Source organism: Pseudomonas helleri (assembly GCF_045830615.1).
Taxonomy (GTDB): domain Bacteria; phylum Pseudomonadota; class Gammaproteobacteria; order Pseudomonadales; family Pseudomonadaceae; genus Aquipseudomonas; species Aquipseudomonas helleri.
Window position 1 is genome coordinate 4962181 of record NZ_CP174501.1, and the last position, 15744, is coordinate 4977924.

General features: G+C 58.8%; 12 protein-coding genes. 5 read left to right on the top strand and 7 right to left on the bottom strand.

Going from position 1 to position 15744, the window contains the following annotated elements; translation table 11 throughout:
- Window positions 1–127 precede the first annotated feature (127 nt).
- The 3 genes from ACJJU9_RS22345 to cbpA form a co-directional block, all read right to left on the bottom strand.
- Complete coding sequence (locus ACJJU9_RS22345; RefSeq protein ID WP_407729561.1) at window positions 128–4960, bottom strand: dermonecrotic toxin domain-containing protein; 4833 nt, start codon at window positions 4958–4960, stop codon at window positions 128–130.
- 105 nt (window positions 4961–5065) lie between these two features.
- Window positions 5066–5371: a chaperone modulator CbpM gene (locus ACJJU9_RS22350; RefSeq protein WP_048366550.1), complete on the bottom strand. Its 306-nt coding sequence runs from the start codon at window positions 5369–5371 to the stop codon at window positions 5066–5068.
- Window positions 5372–5373: 2 nt separating this feature from the next.
- Complete coding sequence (cbpA, locus tag ACJJU9_RS22355) at window positions 5374–6285, bottom strand: curved DNA-binding protein (RefSeq protein WP_048385322.1); 912 nt, start codon at window positions 6283–6285, stop codon at window positions 5374–5376.
- Between the two features lie 279 nt (window positions 6286–6564).
- Between cbpA and ACJJU9_RS22360 the strand changes: the two genes are divergently transcribed.
- Window positions 6565–7830, top strand: a complete 1266-nt coding sequence (locus ACJJU9_RS22360; protein ID WP_262123820.1) for an Hsp70 family protein — start codon at window positions 6565–6567, stop codon at window positions 7828–7830.
- Between the two features lie 88 nt (window positions 7831–7918).
- Here the strand turns inward: ACJJU9_RS22360 and ACJJU9_RS22365 are convergent, their stop codons facing one another.
- From ACJJU9_RS22365 to ACJJU9_RS22375, 3 genes are all read right to left on the bottom strand, one after another.
- Window positions 7919–8929, bottom strand: a complete 1011-nt coding sequence (locus tag ACJJU9_RS22365) for an AI-2E family transporter (RefSeq protein WP_048366553.1) — start codon at window positions 8927–8929, stop codon at window positions 7919–7921.
- A 177-nt stretch (window positions 8930–9106) separates the two neighbouring features.
- The gene (locus tag ACJJU9_RS22370) at window positions 9107–9394 is read right to left on the bottom strand and encodes a PsiF family protein (RefSeq protein WP_048366554.1); all 288 of its coding nucleotides are present in this window, start codon (window positions 9392–9394) and stop codon (window positions 9107–9109) included.
- Window positions 9395–9479: 85 nt separating this feature from the next.
- Window positions 9480–10265 (bottom strand): helix-turn-helix domain-containing protein, encoded by a 786-nt coding sequence (locus ACJJU9_RS22375; RefSeq protein ID WP_048385320.1) that lies wholly within the window; start codon window positions 10263–10265, stop codon window positions 9480–9482.
- A gap of 97 nt (window positions 10266–10362) precedes the next feature.
- Here ACJJU9_RS22375 and ACJJU9_RS22380 point away from each other — a divergent pair, with 97 nt between their 5' ends.
- Both ACJJU9_RS22380 and ACJJU9_RS22385 read left to right on the top strand, forming a co-directional pair.
- A complete protein-coding gene (locus ACJJU9_RS22380; RefSeq protein WP_048366556.1) occupies window positions 10363–11256 on the top strand; it encodes a DMT family transporter in 894 nt (297 codons plus the stop codon).
- Window positions 11257–11342: 86 nt separating this feature from the next.
- On the top strand, window positions 11343–11873 hold the full coding sequence (locus tag ACJJU9_RS22385) for a bacterioferritin (protein WP_048366557.1): 531 nt from the start codon (window positions 11343–11345) through the stop codon (window positions 11871–11873).
- Window positions 11874–12156: 283 nt separating this feature from the next.
- Here the strand turns inward: ACJJU9_RS22385 and ACJJU9_RS22390 are convergent, their stop codons facing one another.
- Window positions 12157–14223: an AsmA family protein gene (locus ACJJU9_RS22390; RefSeq protein ID WP_153374310.1), complete on the bottom strand. Its 2067-nt coding sequence runs from the start codon at window positions 14221–14223 to the stop codon at window positions 12157–12159.
- A 293-nt stretch (window positions 14224–14516) separates the two neighbouring features.
- Between ACJJU9_RS22390 and ACJJU9_RS22395 the strand changes: the two genes are divergently transcribed.
- Window positions 14517–14789 (top strand): hypothetical protein, encoded by a 273-nt coding sequence (locus ACJJU9_RS22395; protein ID WP_048385314.1) that lies wholly within the window; start codon window positions 14517–14519, stop codon window positions 14787–14789.
- Between the two features lie 178 nt (window positions 14790–14967).
- Complete coding sequence (locus ACJJU9_RS22400) at window positions 14968–15600, top strand: TetR family transcriptional regulator (protein ID WP_048366560.1); 633 nt, start codon at window positions 14968–14970, stop codon at window positions 15598–15600.
- Window positions 15601–15744 lie beyond the last annotated feature (144 nt).

The window sequence follows — 15744 nt, forward strand, 5'->3', positions numbered from 1 at the left end:
ACTGGAATGAGTCATCAGGTTATCCAGTGGCAGCGGCGCTCAAGGGCTATCTATATATGGACTGGCGAGTAAAAAAACCAAAAGCGCGGGTCAGTGCGCGCCTTGGGTTCGAGACACGTGTTACGCGTTAAAACGGGTGGTCTGCCATTTCCTGGCGGGTCAGTTCTTTGAGCAACTCTCTTTGTGCCGCGTTATGGGCTGACCTGATCACTTCCTGGCTGCTTTGGAAGAGCTCATCGGAGAGTGCGCGCTCGCCAAATTCCAATTGATCGCACTGGCTGATGTACGTATTGCGCACTTGGGTAAAGCGGTCGCGGTATTTGCTTTTCAAGAATGTCACCCAGAAGTCCCGACTGGCGATGAAGTCCAGTAATTCGCTACCCGAGGCTTCGTCGCGCAACACTGCCCGGCGAATGCTCTCAAGCCCCGATGCCGGAACAGAAGGCAAGCTCTCAAACGCCTCGGCACTGGGTTGCGCCGGTAATTGCAGGAGCTTGGCCAGCGCGATGCGCAATACCAGACGCAGGTCTTGCAATTGCACGACGTCCTGAGCACCCATGCCGTCCAAAAAGCGGTAAGCCAACCGTTCATTTTGCAAATGCTGGGCCCAGCCTTCCACCTGATCCAGGCGAAATACACTGCGCGCCAAGCGCAACAGCGCATGCTCATTGCCCGACTGATCGGCCGCAGCCTTCGCCTGCGCAACCGACGTCAATAGCTCAAAGTCACTGAAGGTCAACGCACTCGACTCCGCACTGGTTGACCCTATGCGGATACGCGCGATCAGCGTCTCTCGCAATTCGTTGCTCTCCCCCAGTGCTTGCAAGACAGCACAGGCGCGTTTGGCAAATGCCGCGCGCGTACGCTCATTGACGTATTCGGGACTGTCGCGCAGCCCGCCCAAAAATCCGCGCAAGTCTTCAGCGAAGGGGTCCTGTTCAAGATTTTTCCAGATCGCTGTACGCCTGGCAGCGCTGTCATCAATACCGCTTAATAACCAGGCATGACGGGGTTGGTCGGTCACGCTATGGGGGACGCGCGCCGAGGTGTCGCCCATGCTGATACCGGTGCGTCTGACATACAGATCCAGTCGCTCTTGCGATGCGGGGACCAGCGGATTGCCATGCAGGTAGGTCACCTCGCCCAGGTGTGACGGGCTGCTGAGCGCCGCATCGGGGATCACGCCGATGGCGTTATCGCGTAAATCCAGGCTCCTGAGGGTGAGTTCTGTCTCAACCCCCACCGGCCACTCTGTCGCGTGTGTACGGCGCAGGTTGAGGTATCGCAACTGCTCCAGGCCACTGACATCCAACGGCAAGCCCAGCGGGTTGTCGGACAGGTCCAGCTCCTTGATGTTCACCCGTTCAGCCAATGTCTTGACCCCCTCGGCGGTCAACTCGATGGCGTTATGGCTCAGGTCGAGCTTTTGCAGGCGTTTCATTTCAGTGAGCGCCAACGGCACGCTTTTAAGCTGGTTGTGTTGCATCGACAGCCAGCGCACCTGAGGGAAGCTCTGCAAAAATTGCTCAGGCACGCTGGTCAAGGCCATGTCATCCATGACCAGCACCGAGATATGGCTGAAGTCACCGACAAGCTTGGGCAGGTCATCGGCAGGCATGCCGCTCAGGTCAAGCATGTAGCCGCGCATGTCAGGTAAGTCTGCAGGCGACAGTCGCCCGGCCTCAAGGTAGCCCGGCATGGCGCCCGAACCTTCCTCCACGTGGCTTTCCCGGCTCCAGGCACGCTGGATAGCACGGCTGACGGCGCGCTTGATGGTGCCCGGCAAGACATCCCGGCGCGCGGCAACAGAATGCTCGGGCAGCGGCACGCTACACCATGTGCGCAAAGCATCATCCAGGGCTTCCTGCTCCAGTTGGAGCCGCGCCAGTTCGGCCTCTGGCCACACCTTGCGGGTTTCCAGGGCGCTGACCAGTTCCAGGCATTGCTCACGGGTGTAGGTCGGATAAAGGTCTTGTACGCGACGAACCAGTAGCCCCGTGCGCGCGGCTCCACGCTCCCCGCTCAACGGGTAACCTAACCGCCCATTGGCAAGGCGCATGGGTGACTTGAACCAGGGTTTGATCGGCTGTAAGCCCAGCGCGGTACGCGTCTGCTCGGGGTGACTGTATACATGTTGCACGAAATCATTGCGCAAGCCCCGGTCCCCCTTCATCAAGCCCAAGGCATGCTGTGCCTGCAACGGGGTCAGGGTCGGGTCGGTTTTGCGCCGGTACAGCACCGGGTCCTTGTCCAGATAGTGTCTGCCCCGCTCCGTCTGCGCAAAAAAAGCTGTGATCAGCTTCAGACTGAGTGTCGGGTCTACTACGTCCAGAAAACAGCCTTCCAGCGCCCGGACTGTTTTCAGCTCATGGGTATACAAACGCAGTTCTTCGGCCAGGCGCAGGGGCACTTTGCGCTGAGCGTCAAAGCCCTTTATTTCACTAACGCTGGCCCGCTCAATCACTTCACTCACCACACTGGTGGGCAAACTCGGGTATTGCTGGTGAATAGTGGTCATCAGGCCTTCAGAAAAACGTTCGCTGCGCGCATAACGCAGGTTGAACAAGGCTTGTTTTTGCGTTTTCGCGAACGATGCAACGCGCTCGGTCAACGCGGTGGTGCGCTGTTCGGGCGTGACCGCCGCAGGCCCGAGCAACGCCGTGGCATCGGCCTGGGGGATCAGGGAGGCGATGGTTTTGAACAGGCCGTCACGCGCAAGGTCTGCGCTGACGATGCGCAAGTCCTGGGCACTACGCCCGTTCAGCGATACATAGGACAAAACCTTGCCCTCGGCGTCCAGCAGTTGAACGCCGCGCCCTGCTGGCCAGCCGGGCAGTTTAAGCATCAGGTGCAGAATGTCCGGGCTGTCTTCCCCGCGCACTGTTTGCGGGGCTTGCAGCCGGGCAATCAATTGCTCGACTTCCTCTGCCATCTTGAACCGCTTGAGGGTATCGAGTACCAGACCCGGCGGGCGTTCCTGCTGGACGTGGCTCCAGCGAAGCGCATGCTCATGGGGGCTGACAATGCGGCCGATCTGCTCGATCTTTTCTTCACTTAATGGGTATTTATAAGACCATAGCCTGTGCAGCGCCTGGGCCGTGTTCCACTCAGCCGGTCGCTCCAGCGCCAACTGCCAGGCACCGTGGCCGTTATGTTCGATAGCCGGGGTGTAAGCATCGGCGCGAAAGGGGTGCTGCACCTGCCAGCGCTGCTTGGCGGCGTCGAAACGAACTTCATGCGCATGCCCCTGGATGTATACGTATTGATGATCATCAACGCGGTAAATGCCTTGGGCGTCAGGCGCCAGGTGCGAGTCGATCATGACCTTGCTGCGGTACGGTGCGAGGTCGACTTTGAACAGCTTTTTATCACCGTCCGTATCGATAACAGGCGCCATCTTGTCCAACAACGCGGGGTGGTTCAATGGCGGCTTGAGCGAAGCCCATGCCGAACTGGCGCGCGCCCCAACGCCCATCACCAACAGGTTTTGCGCCACAGAACCAAAGTGCGCAATCGCCTCGTTGATCTCACCATGGCTCCAGTCCTCCACCCCGGTATAGAGCTCGGACAGTAATTGCACCGCCGTGGCCAGCATCAGCATTTCACCCAGCCCCGGCACAAAAAAAGCCGCCAGGTTGAACACGGGTTGACCGCTTTCAAACAAGGAGGCGATGCGCTGGGCAAAGGATTGTGCAGCTTCATGGTCGGTGGGCACAACCAGGGCGCGGGCGTTGTTCAGGGTCAAGGTCGAGTACTGGCGGTACAAGGCAAACCAGGGCGGCTCACCGGCATCGCGCAGGACAATGTCCAAACGCGAATCGGTGCGCCACTCAATCACTGGCACGCCGGATGTCGTGAGCCCTTTAAAACGCAATGCTCGCTGCAACTGCGTCATTAAACTCGACTGATAGCGCAACTCCACCGTCTTTTTTAGCGCCATGCGCGGGCCTGTTTCACGCAGGCGAAGGGCCAACTGCTTATTGAATTCCTCCAGCGAAGGGTATTCGAACAGTGGCCGCTCTTTGTCGTGGGGCATGTACACCATGCAGGGCGACGCGGTTTCGCCCGCCTTGGCCTTGCCGATAAACAGCAAGGCACCGTACAACGGGCACGGGCCGTAGCTGCCACTGTCGAGTTTGATCGAAAGCAGACTGAGGCTGCACACCCGCACTTCCCGAACGCCCCAACGCAATTGGGCCTCGCCCCCCAGCCACTGCTGCAACAGGGTGTGACCCGCCCGACTGATAGCGTTATTCAAATATGCCTTGTAGCTCAGCCATGCGAGGCGGCTTTTTTCATGGGCAATAAACTCGGGGGCAATACTGCTGGGCAGCAAATCAACCCCCGTGGTTTCCACAGCAGGGAACACGGTTTTCAGATAACGCTGGTACTGCTCGCCCAGGTTCAGGGACCGACACAGGTTGGCAAATTGCAACGGGTCCAATGGCGAGCGCGCCTGGCTGTCGCTGCGCTCCAGAATATAAGCCTCACCGCCCAGCTCATCACTCAGTTCGGCACTCGACACGTTCTGCAACGCCGCTTCAAGCAACGTCATGTGCGTTGTGTTGACGATCGGAATCAATGACCTGGGCAACAAGAACTGCACAGGGTCTTTAATCGCATCGCCCAAAGGGTTAAGCGACAGGCGCTTGATGCGCACCAAAACGTTGCGATCGACATCAAACCCGGTAAGCCGCAAGTCTGTGAGGGCCTTGATCAGCAGAGGCCGGGCAAACGCCACAGGGGACGTGATGGCCTTGATCCGCGTGGCCAGCGCTGCTTCATCACGGTGATGATTGAGCAGGGCTTGAATGACCTTGGGCTTGAGTTCGTTGTCGGCTGACAACAACCAGCCCGGCATACGCTCTTTGGCCAGCGCCGAAAACTCATCAACAGCCGTCAGGGCCTGATCGTGGTCGGGCAGCGTGCCGCTAGCAGGCGGCGTGGAGGGAACTATCATCGTGACGACCTGAAAGAGGGGGACAGATCATCACGTTAACGAGCCGCTTGCCGGTGCTAGCGGTACTTATGTATTCCCGGCGACAGAGCGTGGAACCCGGTGCGATCAATCCACCGCAAAACGCGCCAGTCGATGCTTGAGCCGCTGGTTCTCGACGCGCAACTGCTGCACTTCATCAATGAGTTCCAACGCCAGCGCCACCCCTTCCCACTCAATCTCCAGGTCCTGGTGCAGCTTGGCCGCACGCCTTGCAATAGACAGCTCATAGTCGGCAAAACGCCACACGTCCGGCGTGCGGCCCTGAGGTTCGATAATTCCGTGTTCGACAATCTCTATCACGTAAGTGGCCGGGATATTGGCCTCTTCGCAGAACCTTTCCATGTCCAGCTGAACGATCAGGGTGCTGCTCATGATCAATTACTCCATTGGGCTCTCGGGTCGAATGCTGCTTTTTCAGCGAGTTCTTGCCACAGGGCTTTGGCCGCCTCATCACTTTCTTTAGGCATGACCACTTTCAATTGGGCGTACAAATCGCCGCGCTGGCCTTTTTTGTCTGCCAGGCCGTGGCCCTTGATGCGCAAACGTTGACCGCACTGGCTGTCCGGACGAACGGTCAGGTTCAGCTTGCTGGTCAAGGTCGGCACTTGCACCTTGGTGCCCAACGCGGCTTCCCACGGTGCCACCGGCACGGTGATGACCAGGTCGTGGCCTTCTACGTCGAACTTGGGATGCGGCGCAAAACGAATGATCAGGTATAGATCACCATTGGCCCCGCCGCCCACACCCGGGCCGCCCTGGCCTTTAAGGCGAATGCGCTCGCCGTCGGTCACACCGGCCGGGATTTTAACGTTGAGGGTCTTGCTCACGCCGCCGATCTGGAAGCTGATAGGCTTTGATTCGCCGGACAGGGTTTCTTCAAGGAAAATCGGCAATTCCATTTCAACATCCTGCCCACGACGGCCCGCACTGCGGCCAGATTGCCCACCAAAGCCGCCGCCGCGCGATCCGAAGATCGAGCTGAAGAAGTCTGAAAAATCGCCTTGATCCTCGAAGCCACCGCCCGCGTGGCCTTGCCAGCCCGGCGGCCCCTGGAAGGGCTGACCATGCTGGCCGTATTTACGCATTTCATCGTATTCGGCGCGTTTATCGGCGCTTTTCAGCGCTTCATACGCCTCATTGACGTCCTTGAATTTCTCCTCGGCGTCTTTTTCCTTGCTCACATCCGGGTGATATTTGCGCGCCAGCTTGCGATAGGCGGTCTTGATCGCCTTGTCGTCAGCCGTGGGCTCGACACCCAGGATCTTGTAATAGTCTTTGAAGTCCATGTAAGGCTCACCATCCGTTATCAAAATCGCGCCGCACAATGCCCCAGAATGCTCTGGTCGACCGGCCTGTCTATTGACCGGTCTCAATCTTGTGACTGGACAGCGCAGCAAAAGTTTATCGGCAGCCCAATGGCTACCACGCCAATGTCTGAGAGTTTGGGGGTGAAGGATAGTCTTTCAAGTGGATTAAAACCTGCGAATTAACGATTCGTCGCGCTTCGATTCTTTGAGCGACTGGCATACACTGCGCGGCCGTTTTTTAACCGGAACTTGAAAGACATGAAAAGCGCCTCTCCAGCCCGTGCCTGCGGCATCGACTTCGGCACCTCCAACTCCACTGTCGGCTGGCTGCGCCCCGGCGTGGAAACCCTCATTGCGCTGGAGGACGACAAGATCACCCTGCCCTCAGTGGTGTTCTTCAATATTGAAGAACGCCGCCCGGTGTATGGCCGTCTGGCGCTGCATGAGTACCTGGAAGGCTACGAAGGCCGCTTGATGCGCTCGCTCAAAAGCCTGCTGGGTTCCAAGCTGATCAAGCACGACACCAGCGTGTTGGGCACGGCCATGCCGTTCAAGGACCTGCTGGGGCTGTTTATTGGCCAGCTTAAAAAACGCGCCGAAACTGCCGCCGGTCGGGAGTTTGAAGAGGTGGTGCTGGGTCGCCCGGTGTACTTCGTCGATGAAGACCCGCTGGCCGACCAGGAAGCCGAAAACACCCTGGCCGACGTCGCCCGCGCCATCGGTTTCAAGGAAGTCTCGTTCCAGTACGAACCGATTGCGGCCGCTTTCGACTATGAGTCGACCATCGAGCGCGAAGAGCTGGTGCTCATCGTCGACATCGGCGGCGGTACTTCTGACTTCTCGCTGGTGCGTTTGTCCCCCGAGCGTCGCGGCCTGGACAACCGCCAGGACGACATCCTGGCCACCGGCGGTGTGCACGTGGGCGGTACCGACTTTGATAAACAGCTGAGCCTGCAAGGCGTGATGCCGCTGTTCGGCTACGGCAGCCGTATGAAAAGCGGCGCCTACATGCCCACCAGCCACCACATGAACCTGGCGACCTGGCACACCATCAACTCGGTGTACTCGCAAAAATCCCAGCTAGCGCTGGGCAGCATGCGTTACGACATCGAAGACACCGGCGGCATCGACCGCCTGTTCAAGTTGATCGAGCAGCGCGCGGGCCACTGGTTGGCGATGGAAATCGAAGAAACCAAAATCGAACTGACCCACAGCGACAGCCGCCATGTGCCGCTGGACCGAGTTGAAGCCGGTCTGAGCGTAGACCTGAGCCGGGCGCTGTTCGAAGCCGCTATCGACAACCAGCTCGAACGCATCCGCAACAGCGTGACGCAATTGCTGAGCAATGCCGGTGTGGGTGTTGAGCAAGTGAACACCGTGTTCTTCACCGGTGGTTCGAGCGGCATTCCGGCCTTGCGCCAGAGCGTCTCGGCCATGCTGCCCAATGCACGCCATGTAGAAGGCAACATCTTCGGCAGCATCGGCAGCGGTTTGGCGATTGAGGCTAAAAAGCGGTATGGCTAATTGAGCCTTCAAAACTGTAGGAGCGAGCTTGCCTCGCGATCTGTTCTAAGATCAAAAGATCGCGAGACAAGCTCGCTCCTACACAGATTCAGACAAGCTCCATCTGCTTGAGCTCGCTCTTCAGGTACGCGTAGTAGATCGGCCCGGCCACCACGCCGGGCAGGCCGAAGGCGGCTTCAAACACCAGCATCGCCAGCAACAGCTCCCACGATTTGGCACTGATCTGCCCACCGACGATTTTGGCGTTCAAAAAGTATTCCAGCTTGTGGATAACTATCAGGTACGCCAACGCGCCCACCGCCACCCAGATCGACAGCGACAAGCCAACGATGGTGATCAGGGTGTTGGAGATCAGGTTGCCGATCACAGGCAACAAGCCCAGCAAAAAGGTCAGCACGATCAAGGTTTTGGTCAGCGGCAGGTGGACGCCAAACATCGGCAATACCAGCGCCAGAAAAATCCCGGTAAACACCGTGTTGAGCAGGGCGATTTTGATCTGTGCAAAAACGATGTTGCGAAACGCTTGCACCAGCAGGTGCAGACGGTCGAACAGTGCGGCGGCCAGCGGCTTGCGGCGGCTGACGTCAGGGATGCGCTGCAAGGCCATGATCGCCCCCAGCACCATGCCGATCAGCAAGGTCACAAACATGTGCGCCGCGTCTTTGCCCACCAGTTGCAGTTCGCTCAGGTGTTTGTTCATCCAGTCGCCAATGGCGACCCGAAACTCAGCCGCGCTGGCAGGCAGATAACCGTCCAGAAACGGCGGCAATTGCCCGCGTGCCCGGTCGACCACCACCATGAATTTGTTCAGCGAGGCGCCGGGGTTTTCCGCTTCATGCAGCAAAAAGCTGATGGCACCGGCAAAGATCAACGCCAAAAAGCTGACCACCAGCGTGCCCAGCAAGGCCACCGCCAGCCAGCGCGCACGGCGCCCGGCGATCAACCGTTGCAGTTGCGGGGTAAGCATGTTGACCAGTTCGAACACCAGCAAGCCCGCGAGCAGGCTGGGCAACAGGCGCAACGGAAAGACCAGTAACAGACTGCCAGCGATGATGATGTAACTGGCGAACAAAATGTGACGCTGAGAAAACGATGGCATACAGCCTCAAAACAAGCAGCGCAAAAAGGATGGGCAGTCTGCCAGCCTTCAGCGGGGATCACTACAAAATGTGACTGACGGAAACTTGCCAGGGTTCCCCTGCAGGAGCTGCCGCAAGCCGCGATCTTTTGAGTGTTAAAAAATCGCAGCCTGCGGCAACTCCTACAGAATCGGGGTCTATTTCTTCTTCAGGCAGTCACTCATAAAGGCTTTGCGCGCATCGCCCTTGAGGGCTTGGGTGGTGGCGGTGGCGTTGCAGTTTTTCATGCGCTCTTGCGGGGTCGTGGCCGCCGGAGTGGCCTTGAGGCAGTTGCTCATAAACGCTTTGCGCTCATCGCCCTTGAGGGCTTTGGCGCTGGCGTCAGCGTTGCAGGTGGTCATTTTGTTTTGTTGAGCGGTGTCAGCAAAACTGTGCGAACACAGCAGTAAACCCATCAGCAGCAGAGGAACACGCAGCATCTTCATGGAGTTTTCTCCTTATGGCCGCACCGGGTGGCAGCGACGTTCATCACAGTGTAGACAAACTCTGTTACAGCTACCGATGACGTGTTTAACGCGGTCGTAACTGCCGTCGATACTGCTCTGGCGAGCACCCGGCCTGGCGCTGAAACATCGCGATAAACGCAGAGGACGTGCTGTAACCCAGGTCAAATCCGACGTCTTGCACGCTGCGTGTGGATTCCAGCGCCTCAATCGCGGCCAGAAAACGCAGGCGCTGGCGCCACTCCCCAAAGCTCATGGCCAGTTCACGCACAAACAGGCGCGCCAGGGTGCGCTCGCTGACATGCGCCTGCTCTGCCCATTCGCCCAGCGGCCGGTTATCGCCGGGCTGGGCCTGCAACGCTTCGAGCACCCGTTGTAACCCTGGATGACTGGCATAGGGCAAATAACACTGGTGCACCGGGGCTTGTTGCAGTTGGTCGACCAACACCTGGGCCAGACGGATATCCGCTTCGGTCTGCGGGATGTGAATGTCGCGGCGGGCAAAGTCGCTGAGGATGCTTTTGAGGATATCGCTGATGACCAGCGTCACCGGCTCACGGGGCAATTGCTCACACAGCACGGCATCCAGATACACCGAGCGGTAAACAATCGCATGGGAGTTGTAGGAACTATGCTCGGTATTCGGCGGCACCCACAGCGCGTACTGCGGCGGCGACATAAAGCGCCGCCCGCCGACCTCATAGCGCATGACGCCGTTGGACACATAACCCAGCGACCCCCAACTGTGCAGGTGGGGCGTTGAATGGCTGTCGGCATCAAACTCGGCATACCGAAAGTACACCGGCGCAGGCAGTTGCTCGAACTCGGGAACACAAATCAATTTTTTGCGCATGCTGTCTGGATTCAAGCGGAGGTTGGCTGGATCGCAGTATAGGCGTGCAGACAGACAAGCGGATAATTGCCGCTTACTCACCTTGTGGTTGTTTCTGATGCAATACGCTTTCCCGCTGCTGGCCATTTTGATCTGGGCCGGCAATACCGTCGTTAACAAACTGGCCGTCGGGGCGATCTTCCCGTCCGAGATTGGCTTTTACCGCTGGTTGCTGGCCGGGCTGCTGTTTACCCCGTTCATGCTCAAGCCGGTGATCGCCAACTGGTCGGTGATCCGCCCCAACCTGGGCAAGATTTTCATCCTCGGCGTGCTCGGCATGGCGGTTTACCAGAGCCTGGCGTACTTCGCCGCTGCGCTCACTTCGGCCACCAACATGGGCATCATCCTCTCGTTAATGCCGCTGATGGTGCTGACCATGTCGATCATCAGCCTGGGCCAGCGCCTGACCCGTGGCGCGCTGGTGGGCGCCGTCCTGTCGTTTGTCGGGGTGTTGGTGGTGGTGTCGAGCGGCAGTTTGAGCGTGCTGCTTGCCCACGGCCTGAACCTGGGCGACGCGATGATGCTGGTCGCCACTTTGGCGTATGCGATTTACAGCACCCTGCTGAAAAAGTGGCAGTTGCGCCTGCCGCCGTTGCAGATGCTCTACCTGCAAGTGCTGGTGGCCATTGTGGTGTTGTTTCCGATGTACCTGCTGTCGCCCAAAATGGGCCCCAGCGTGCACAACATCGGCCTGGTGATGTACGCCTGCATCCTCGCCTCGATGCTCGCGCCGCTGGCCTGGATGAAGGCCGTGGCTACCCTCGGCCCGAGCCGCACGTCGCTGTTTTTCAACTTGCTGCCTCTGATTACGGCGCTGATTGCGGCGGTCGTGCTCAAGGAGCAACTGCATATCTTCCACCTGATCGGCGGCGCGTTGACCCTGGGGGGGGTGATTTTGTCTGAGCGCTGGACGACACCGCTGGGTAAATCCAGACCGGTTGAAAATAGATAAAACTTTCTCGGCGCGCTGAACTCACAACTAACGAACCGACCTCGCCAACAGAGCGAAGCGGCCACCGGATTAGTGAGGAGATAGAAATGACCGAGATCCATCTGACCGATAAAAACACCCTGCGCGACCGCGCTCGCAAAAATGTCGAAGACGGTGCCGTCACCGAGGGCTACCACGCCAACCGCGAAGAAATCCTGCGGCTGCTCAACGAATCCCTGGCCACTGAACTGGTGTGCGTGCTGCGTTACAAACGCCACTACTTCATGGCCAACGGGTTGAAGGCCAGCGTGGCTGCCGACGAGTTTCTGGAGCACGCCAACCAGGAAATGGAACACGCCGACAAACTGGCCGAGCGCATTGTGCAACTGGGCGGCGAGCCGGAGTTCAACCCGGACCTGCTGTCCAAAAACGCACATGCGCAGTACGTGGCGGGCAAGACCCTGAAAGAAATGGTCTACGAGGACTTGGTCGCTGAACGGATTGCGGTCGACAGCTACCGCGAAATCATCCAGTACATCGGCGACAAAGACCCGACCACACGCCGGATCTTTGAAGACATCCTGGCGCAAGAGGAAGAACACGCCGACGACATGGCGGATATTCTGCAAGACCTGTAAGTCTAAGCGGCCCGCAAAAGCTCCCCTCTCCCTAGCCCTCTCCCGGAGGGAGAGGGAACCGACCGAGTTGTTCTTCAAAGGTTGGTCGTCCTGAACAATTGAATCGACTATGGATTCACTACAGCACGTTCAGGCAACAACATCTCACAAACCTCCCCCAATCAGTTCCCCCTCCCGGAGGGAGAGAGAACTGATTGGGGCAATCTGAAGTTCTTGTGCTGAATCTGAAAACACCTCGGTAAAGCCCCCTCTCCCTCCGGGAGAGGGTTGGGGTGAGGGCTTTTTACTTCACTGTTTTCGGCACTTTGCCCTGCTGCATTTGTTGCAGCAGCGGTGCGCATTGGTTAGGGACGTCACCGCTCGGGGCGACCAGCGCCAGCAGCCCCGCCGCCGGGCCGGCAATCACGCCCAGCGCCACCATCCCCGCACCGCGCAACAGCAAAGGCACAGCCTCTACCCCCGCATCCGGATGCGCAAAGGTGCCGCGCACGTACAACGGTGAACGCAACGAGAACACACGGAAGCCCTTGGATTCCGGGGTGATCTTGAGGTCCAGCCGTTCGGTGGCGAAGTTGGCCGTGCCGTCGATGTAGATGATTGCGTTCTGGGTGTCGAACACAAACAACCGGGACGTGGCCAAGCCATCCTTGATCCCGAAATCAGCCGCCGCGCAGTTGATCTTCACGTCCTTGTCGCCAAAGATTTTGCCCACCACGTAATTGCCGACGTTCAACCCGGCAATCTCCATGAGGCTGCGACTGATCGCGCCGTCATTGATCAGCATTTTCAAATTGCCATTGGCCGTGCCCAGCAAGCGAGCGACGGAGTTGCCGGTGCCGGAAATCGTGGCATCGCCGTTCAGTTCACCAAAACTGGTTTTCATCGGTTCAAAGGTCGGGAACAGCTGTTTGAGCTTGAAGTTGCGCGCCGTCAGCTTGGCCCGGCCTTGCAACGGGGTGTCGCGGCCGTTGAGGTTGATTTGCGCATCCAGCTTGCCGCCGGCCACGCCGAAGCGCAGCGGTTCCAGCTTCAGCACACCGTCAGTGAGCACCACGTGGGTGTACAGGTCGGTGAACGGCAGGTCGGCACTCTGGACAATCCGCTTGCCGGTGAATTCGACATCGGCGTCCATGTCGCGCCAGCGCTCGGTGCGGAACTCTTCGACGGGCAGCACTTTGTCCGCAGGCTGCTTGCTGCTGCCGCCCCGGGCCTTTTGTTTATCGTTGGAGTCCGCGCCAATCAGCGGCGCCAGGTCGACCATCAGCAGTTGGTTGGACACCAGTTTGCCGGTGAGTTTGGGCCGTGGCTTGCTCGCCACAAAGCTCAGGTCACCATGAATGTCGCTGCTGCCGATCTTGCCGTTGAAGTTGTCGTACGCGAACGTCGCGCCATTGGCCTCACGCAGCTTGGCGGTGAGATGGCCGTCGGTGGAGTACGGCGGCGAATCGGGCAAGGTCACGCCGGTAAGCGGGTACAAGTTGCTCAGGCTGCTGCCTGCCAGCTTCAGGCGCAGGTCCAGTGCCCCCAGGTCCAGCGGGTCGGTCAGGGTGCCGGCCAGGGCAACTTTGGTGTCGGCAATGCTCACTTGCGCTTGAAGCGGGAACGGCTGGTTGGTGTCACGCAACGCCAACAGGCCACCGATTTTGCCGGTGCCGTGGAGTTTCTGGCCGTGGTACTCGCCGTTGACCTTCAGGGCAAAGGCGTAGTCTTGCGGCACAGCGCCCTTGTCTTGGCTCTTTTTCGCTTCTTTTTCGCCGACGATCTCGCTAAAAGGGATCGGTTTGCCCAGCGAGTCGATCAGCACGTCGAGACGGGTTTTCAGGGTTTGGTCGTTCAGCGACACCTGGCCTTTATCAAAGCCGATTGCGCCAATGTCCACTTTCCAGTTGGAGGGCTCGGCGTCAGGGTCGGCGGCGTCGAACGTGAAGGTCCAGTTTGCCCGCCCATCGGCCAGGCGTTCGAGTTTGGCTTTGGGCTCCTTCAGGTCAATACGCGGGATGGCCACGGTCTGGCTCAACAGTGCCAGCGGTGAAAGGCGCAGTTCAACCTGCTTGAGGCTGGCCATTTCGGGGGTTTTTGACCAGTCGGGGTTGCCCAGGGTCAGATCTTCGGCAATCACATGCGGCCACGGCACCCAGGCACGCCAGCCGCCCTGGCCGTCTTCGCGCAGCCAGCGCACGGCCAGGTTGCCGTTAATGGCAAACGGGCGATGCAACACCTCGGACACTTTGGCGTTAATGGTCGGCTTGAGGCGGTTCCAGTCGAAGGTAGAAATGATCACCACCAATACGACCACCAGCAGGACAACAATACCGCCTATCCAGGCAAGGGTTTTACGGGTGCGCGTCATGGTGCGGCTCCTTTATGACGACTCAACGTCCTGGTGACTATGAAGGTACGACTGGCAAAGACGGCCCAAGGTTTAATCCAAGGGGTATTTTCGCGGAAAAAAACCCCGGCATTGCCTGCACAGGCAGTGTGAGCGTGCATCTGTGTGCCCTCAACTGCGCAGGCTAGAGGCCTTTGCGCGGGAATATCAATTGTGTCGATTATCACCATTGGCCGTATGAACTTTGATATCGAGCCTGCAAGCGTAGCATTGCCTCCATCAACCCTGAGTTGCACTGCTACGGAGCACACACCATGAAACGCCCTGTCTTGTTTAGCCTTTCTCTTTCACTGCTGGCCTTTAACGCGTTCGCCATGCCCGCTGACGAAGAGCCAACCCCAATGGCCCAACCGGCCTCCAGCAGCGTCAGCCAGCCGCTCAATCAGCTCGCTGAAGACGGCGCACAACGCACCCTGGACCAACACAAACGCGTGGCCGAAGATGGCTACGATCGCACCAAAGGCAGCACCTTTGTCGCTGAAGGCGGCGCGGACCGTCTGGCCGAGCGCAATCAGCGTGCAAGCTGAGCATGACCGTGTGGGAGCGGGCTTGCTCGCGATAGCGTCAACGTCGATGCCCCGATAAACCGCAACGCCGCCATCGCGAGCAAGCCCGCTCCCACTGGGTTTGTGCATGTCATCACTACTGCCTTCAAAGCCGATTTGCTAGAGTGCCCGGCTGTACTTGTCTGGAACATCCGCCCCAATGCTGCCTCGCGCCGAACAGAAGCAACAAACCCGCCTCGCGCTGATGGATGCTGCCCGCCACTTGATGGAATCGGGTCGCGGCTTTGGTAGCTTGAGCCTGCGCGAAGTCGCTAAAACCGCGGGCATCGTGCCTACCGGCTTTTATCGCCACTTCAGCGACATGGACCAGTTGGGCCTGGCGCTGGTCAGTGAAGTGGGCCAGACCTTTCGCGAAACCATTCGCCTGGTGCGTCATAACGAGCTGTTTATGGGCGGCGTGATCAACGCTTCGGTGCGCATCTTTCTGGATGTCGTAGAGGCCAACCGCTCACAGTTTTTGTTTCTGGCCCGCGAGCAGTACGGCGGCTCACAGCCGGTTCGCCAGGCCATTGGCGCGCTGCGTGAAGACATCACGTCGGACCTGGCGACCGACCTCGGTTCCAAGCCCAAGCTGCAGCACTTGAACCACGCGGCGCTGACGGTGATTGCCGATCTGGTGGTGAAAAGCGTGTTCGCCGCCTTGCCAGATATCATCGACCCTCCGGCCGAGGCGCTGCCCGACTACTTGCAGCCGCAAGCCAAAATCAGCCAGCAACTGCGCTTTATCTTTATCGGGCTCAAGCATTGGCAAGGGCTGGGCAGCACAGAATAACCGAGCGCACTCAATTGGTGCGCACCGCCTGCTTGTCCGCACTTTTTTAGAACATCTTCATCTTTCTGCACTGTGTTTGGGCCTACAGTTTGCCGCCTGCCCCAGGTTGGCAAGCACCTTGCTGTGCCTGTTCTATTGTTAATT

Excerpts from the sequence above, each read along its gene's own strand:
- ACJJU9_RS22395 (WP_048385314.1), top strand. The coding sequence starts at position 14,517 with ATGAAACGCCCTGTCTTGTTTAGCCTTTCTCTTTCACTGCTGGCCTTT.
- ACJJU9_RS22360 (WP_262123820.1), top strand. The coding sequence starts at position 6,565 with ATGAAAAGCGCCTCTCCAGCCCGTGCCTGCGGCATCGACTTCGGCACC.
- ACJJU9_RS22400 (WP_048366560.1), top strand. The coding sequence starts at position 14,968 with ATGCTGCCTCGCGCCGAACAGAAGCAACAAACCCGCCTCGCGCTGATG.
- ACJJU9_RS22375 (WP_048385320.1), bottom strand. The coding sequence starts at position 10,265 with ATGCGCAAAAAATTGATTTGTGTTCCCGAGTTCGAGCAACTGCCTGCG.
- ACJJU9_RS22365 (WP_048366553.1), bottom strand. The coding sequence starts at position 8,929 with ATGCCATCGTTTTCTCAGCGTCACATTTTGTTCGCCAGTTACATCATC.
- ACJJU9_RS22345 (WP_407729561.1), bottom strand. The coding sequence starts at position 4,960 with ATGATAGTTCCCTCCACGCCGCCTGCTAGCGGCACGCTGCCCGACCAC.
- ACJJU9_RS22380 (WP_048366556.1), top strand. The coding sequence starts at position 10,363 with ATGCAATACGCTTTCCCGCTGCTGGCCATTTTGATCTGGGCCGGCAAT.
- cbpA (WP_048385322.1), bottom strand. The coding sequence starts at position 6,285 with ATGGACTTCAAAGACTATTACAAGATCCTGGGTGTCGAGCCCACGGCT.
- ACJJU9_RS22350 (WP_048366550.1), bottom strand. The coding sequence starts at position 5,371 with ATGAGCAGCACCCTGATCGTTCAGCTGGACATGGAAAGGTTCTGCGAA.
- ACJJU9_RS22390 (WP_153374310.1), bottom strand. The coding sequence starts at position 14,223 with ATGACGCGCACCCGTAAAACCCTTGCCTGGATAGGCGGTATTGTTGTC.
- ACJJU9_RS22370 (WP_048366554.1), bottom strand. The coding sequence starts at position 9,394 with ATGAAGATGCTGCGTGTTCCTCTGCTGCTGATGGGTTTACTGCTGTGT.
- ACJJU9_RS22385 (WP_048366557.1), top strand. The coding sequence starts at position 11,343 with ATGACCGAGATCCATCTGACCGATAAAAACACCCTGCGCGACCGCGCT.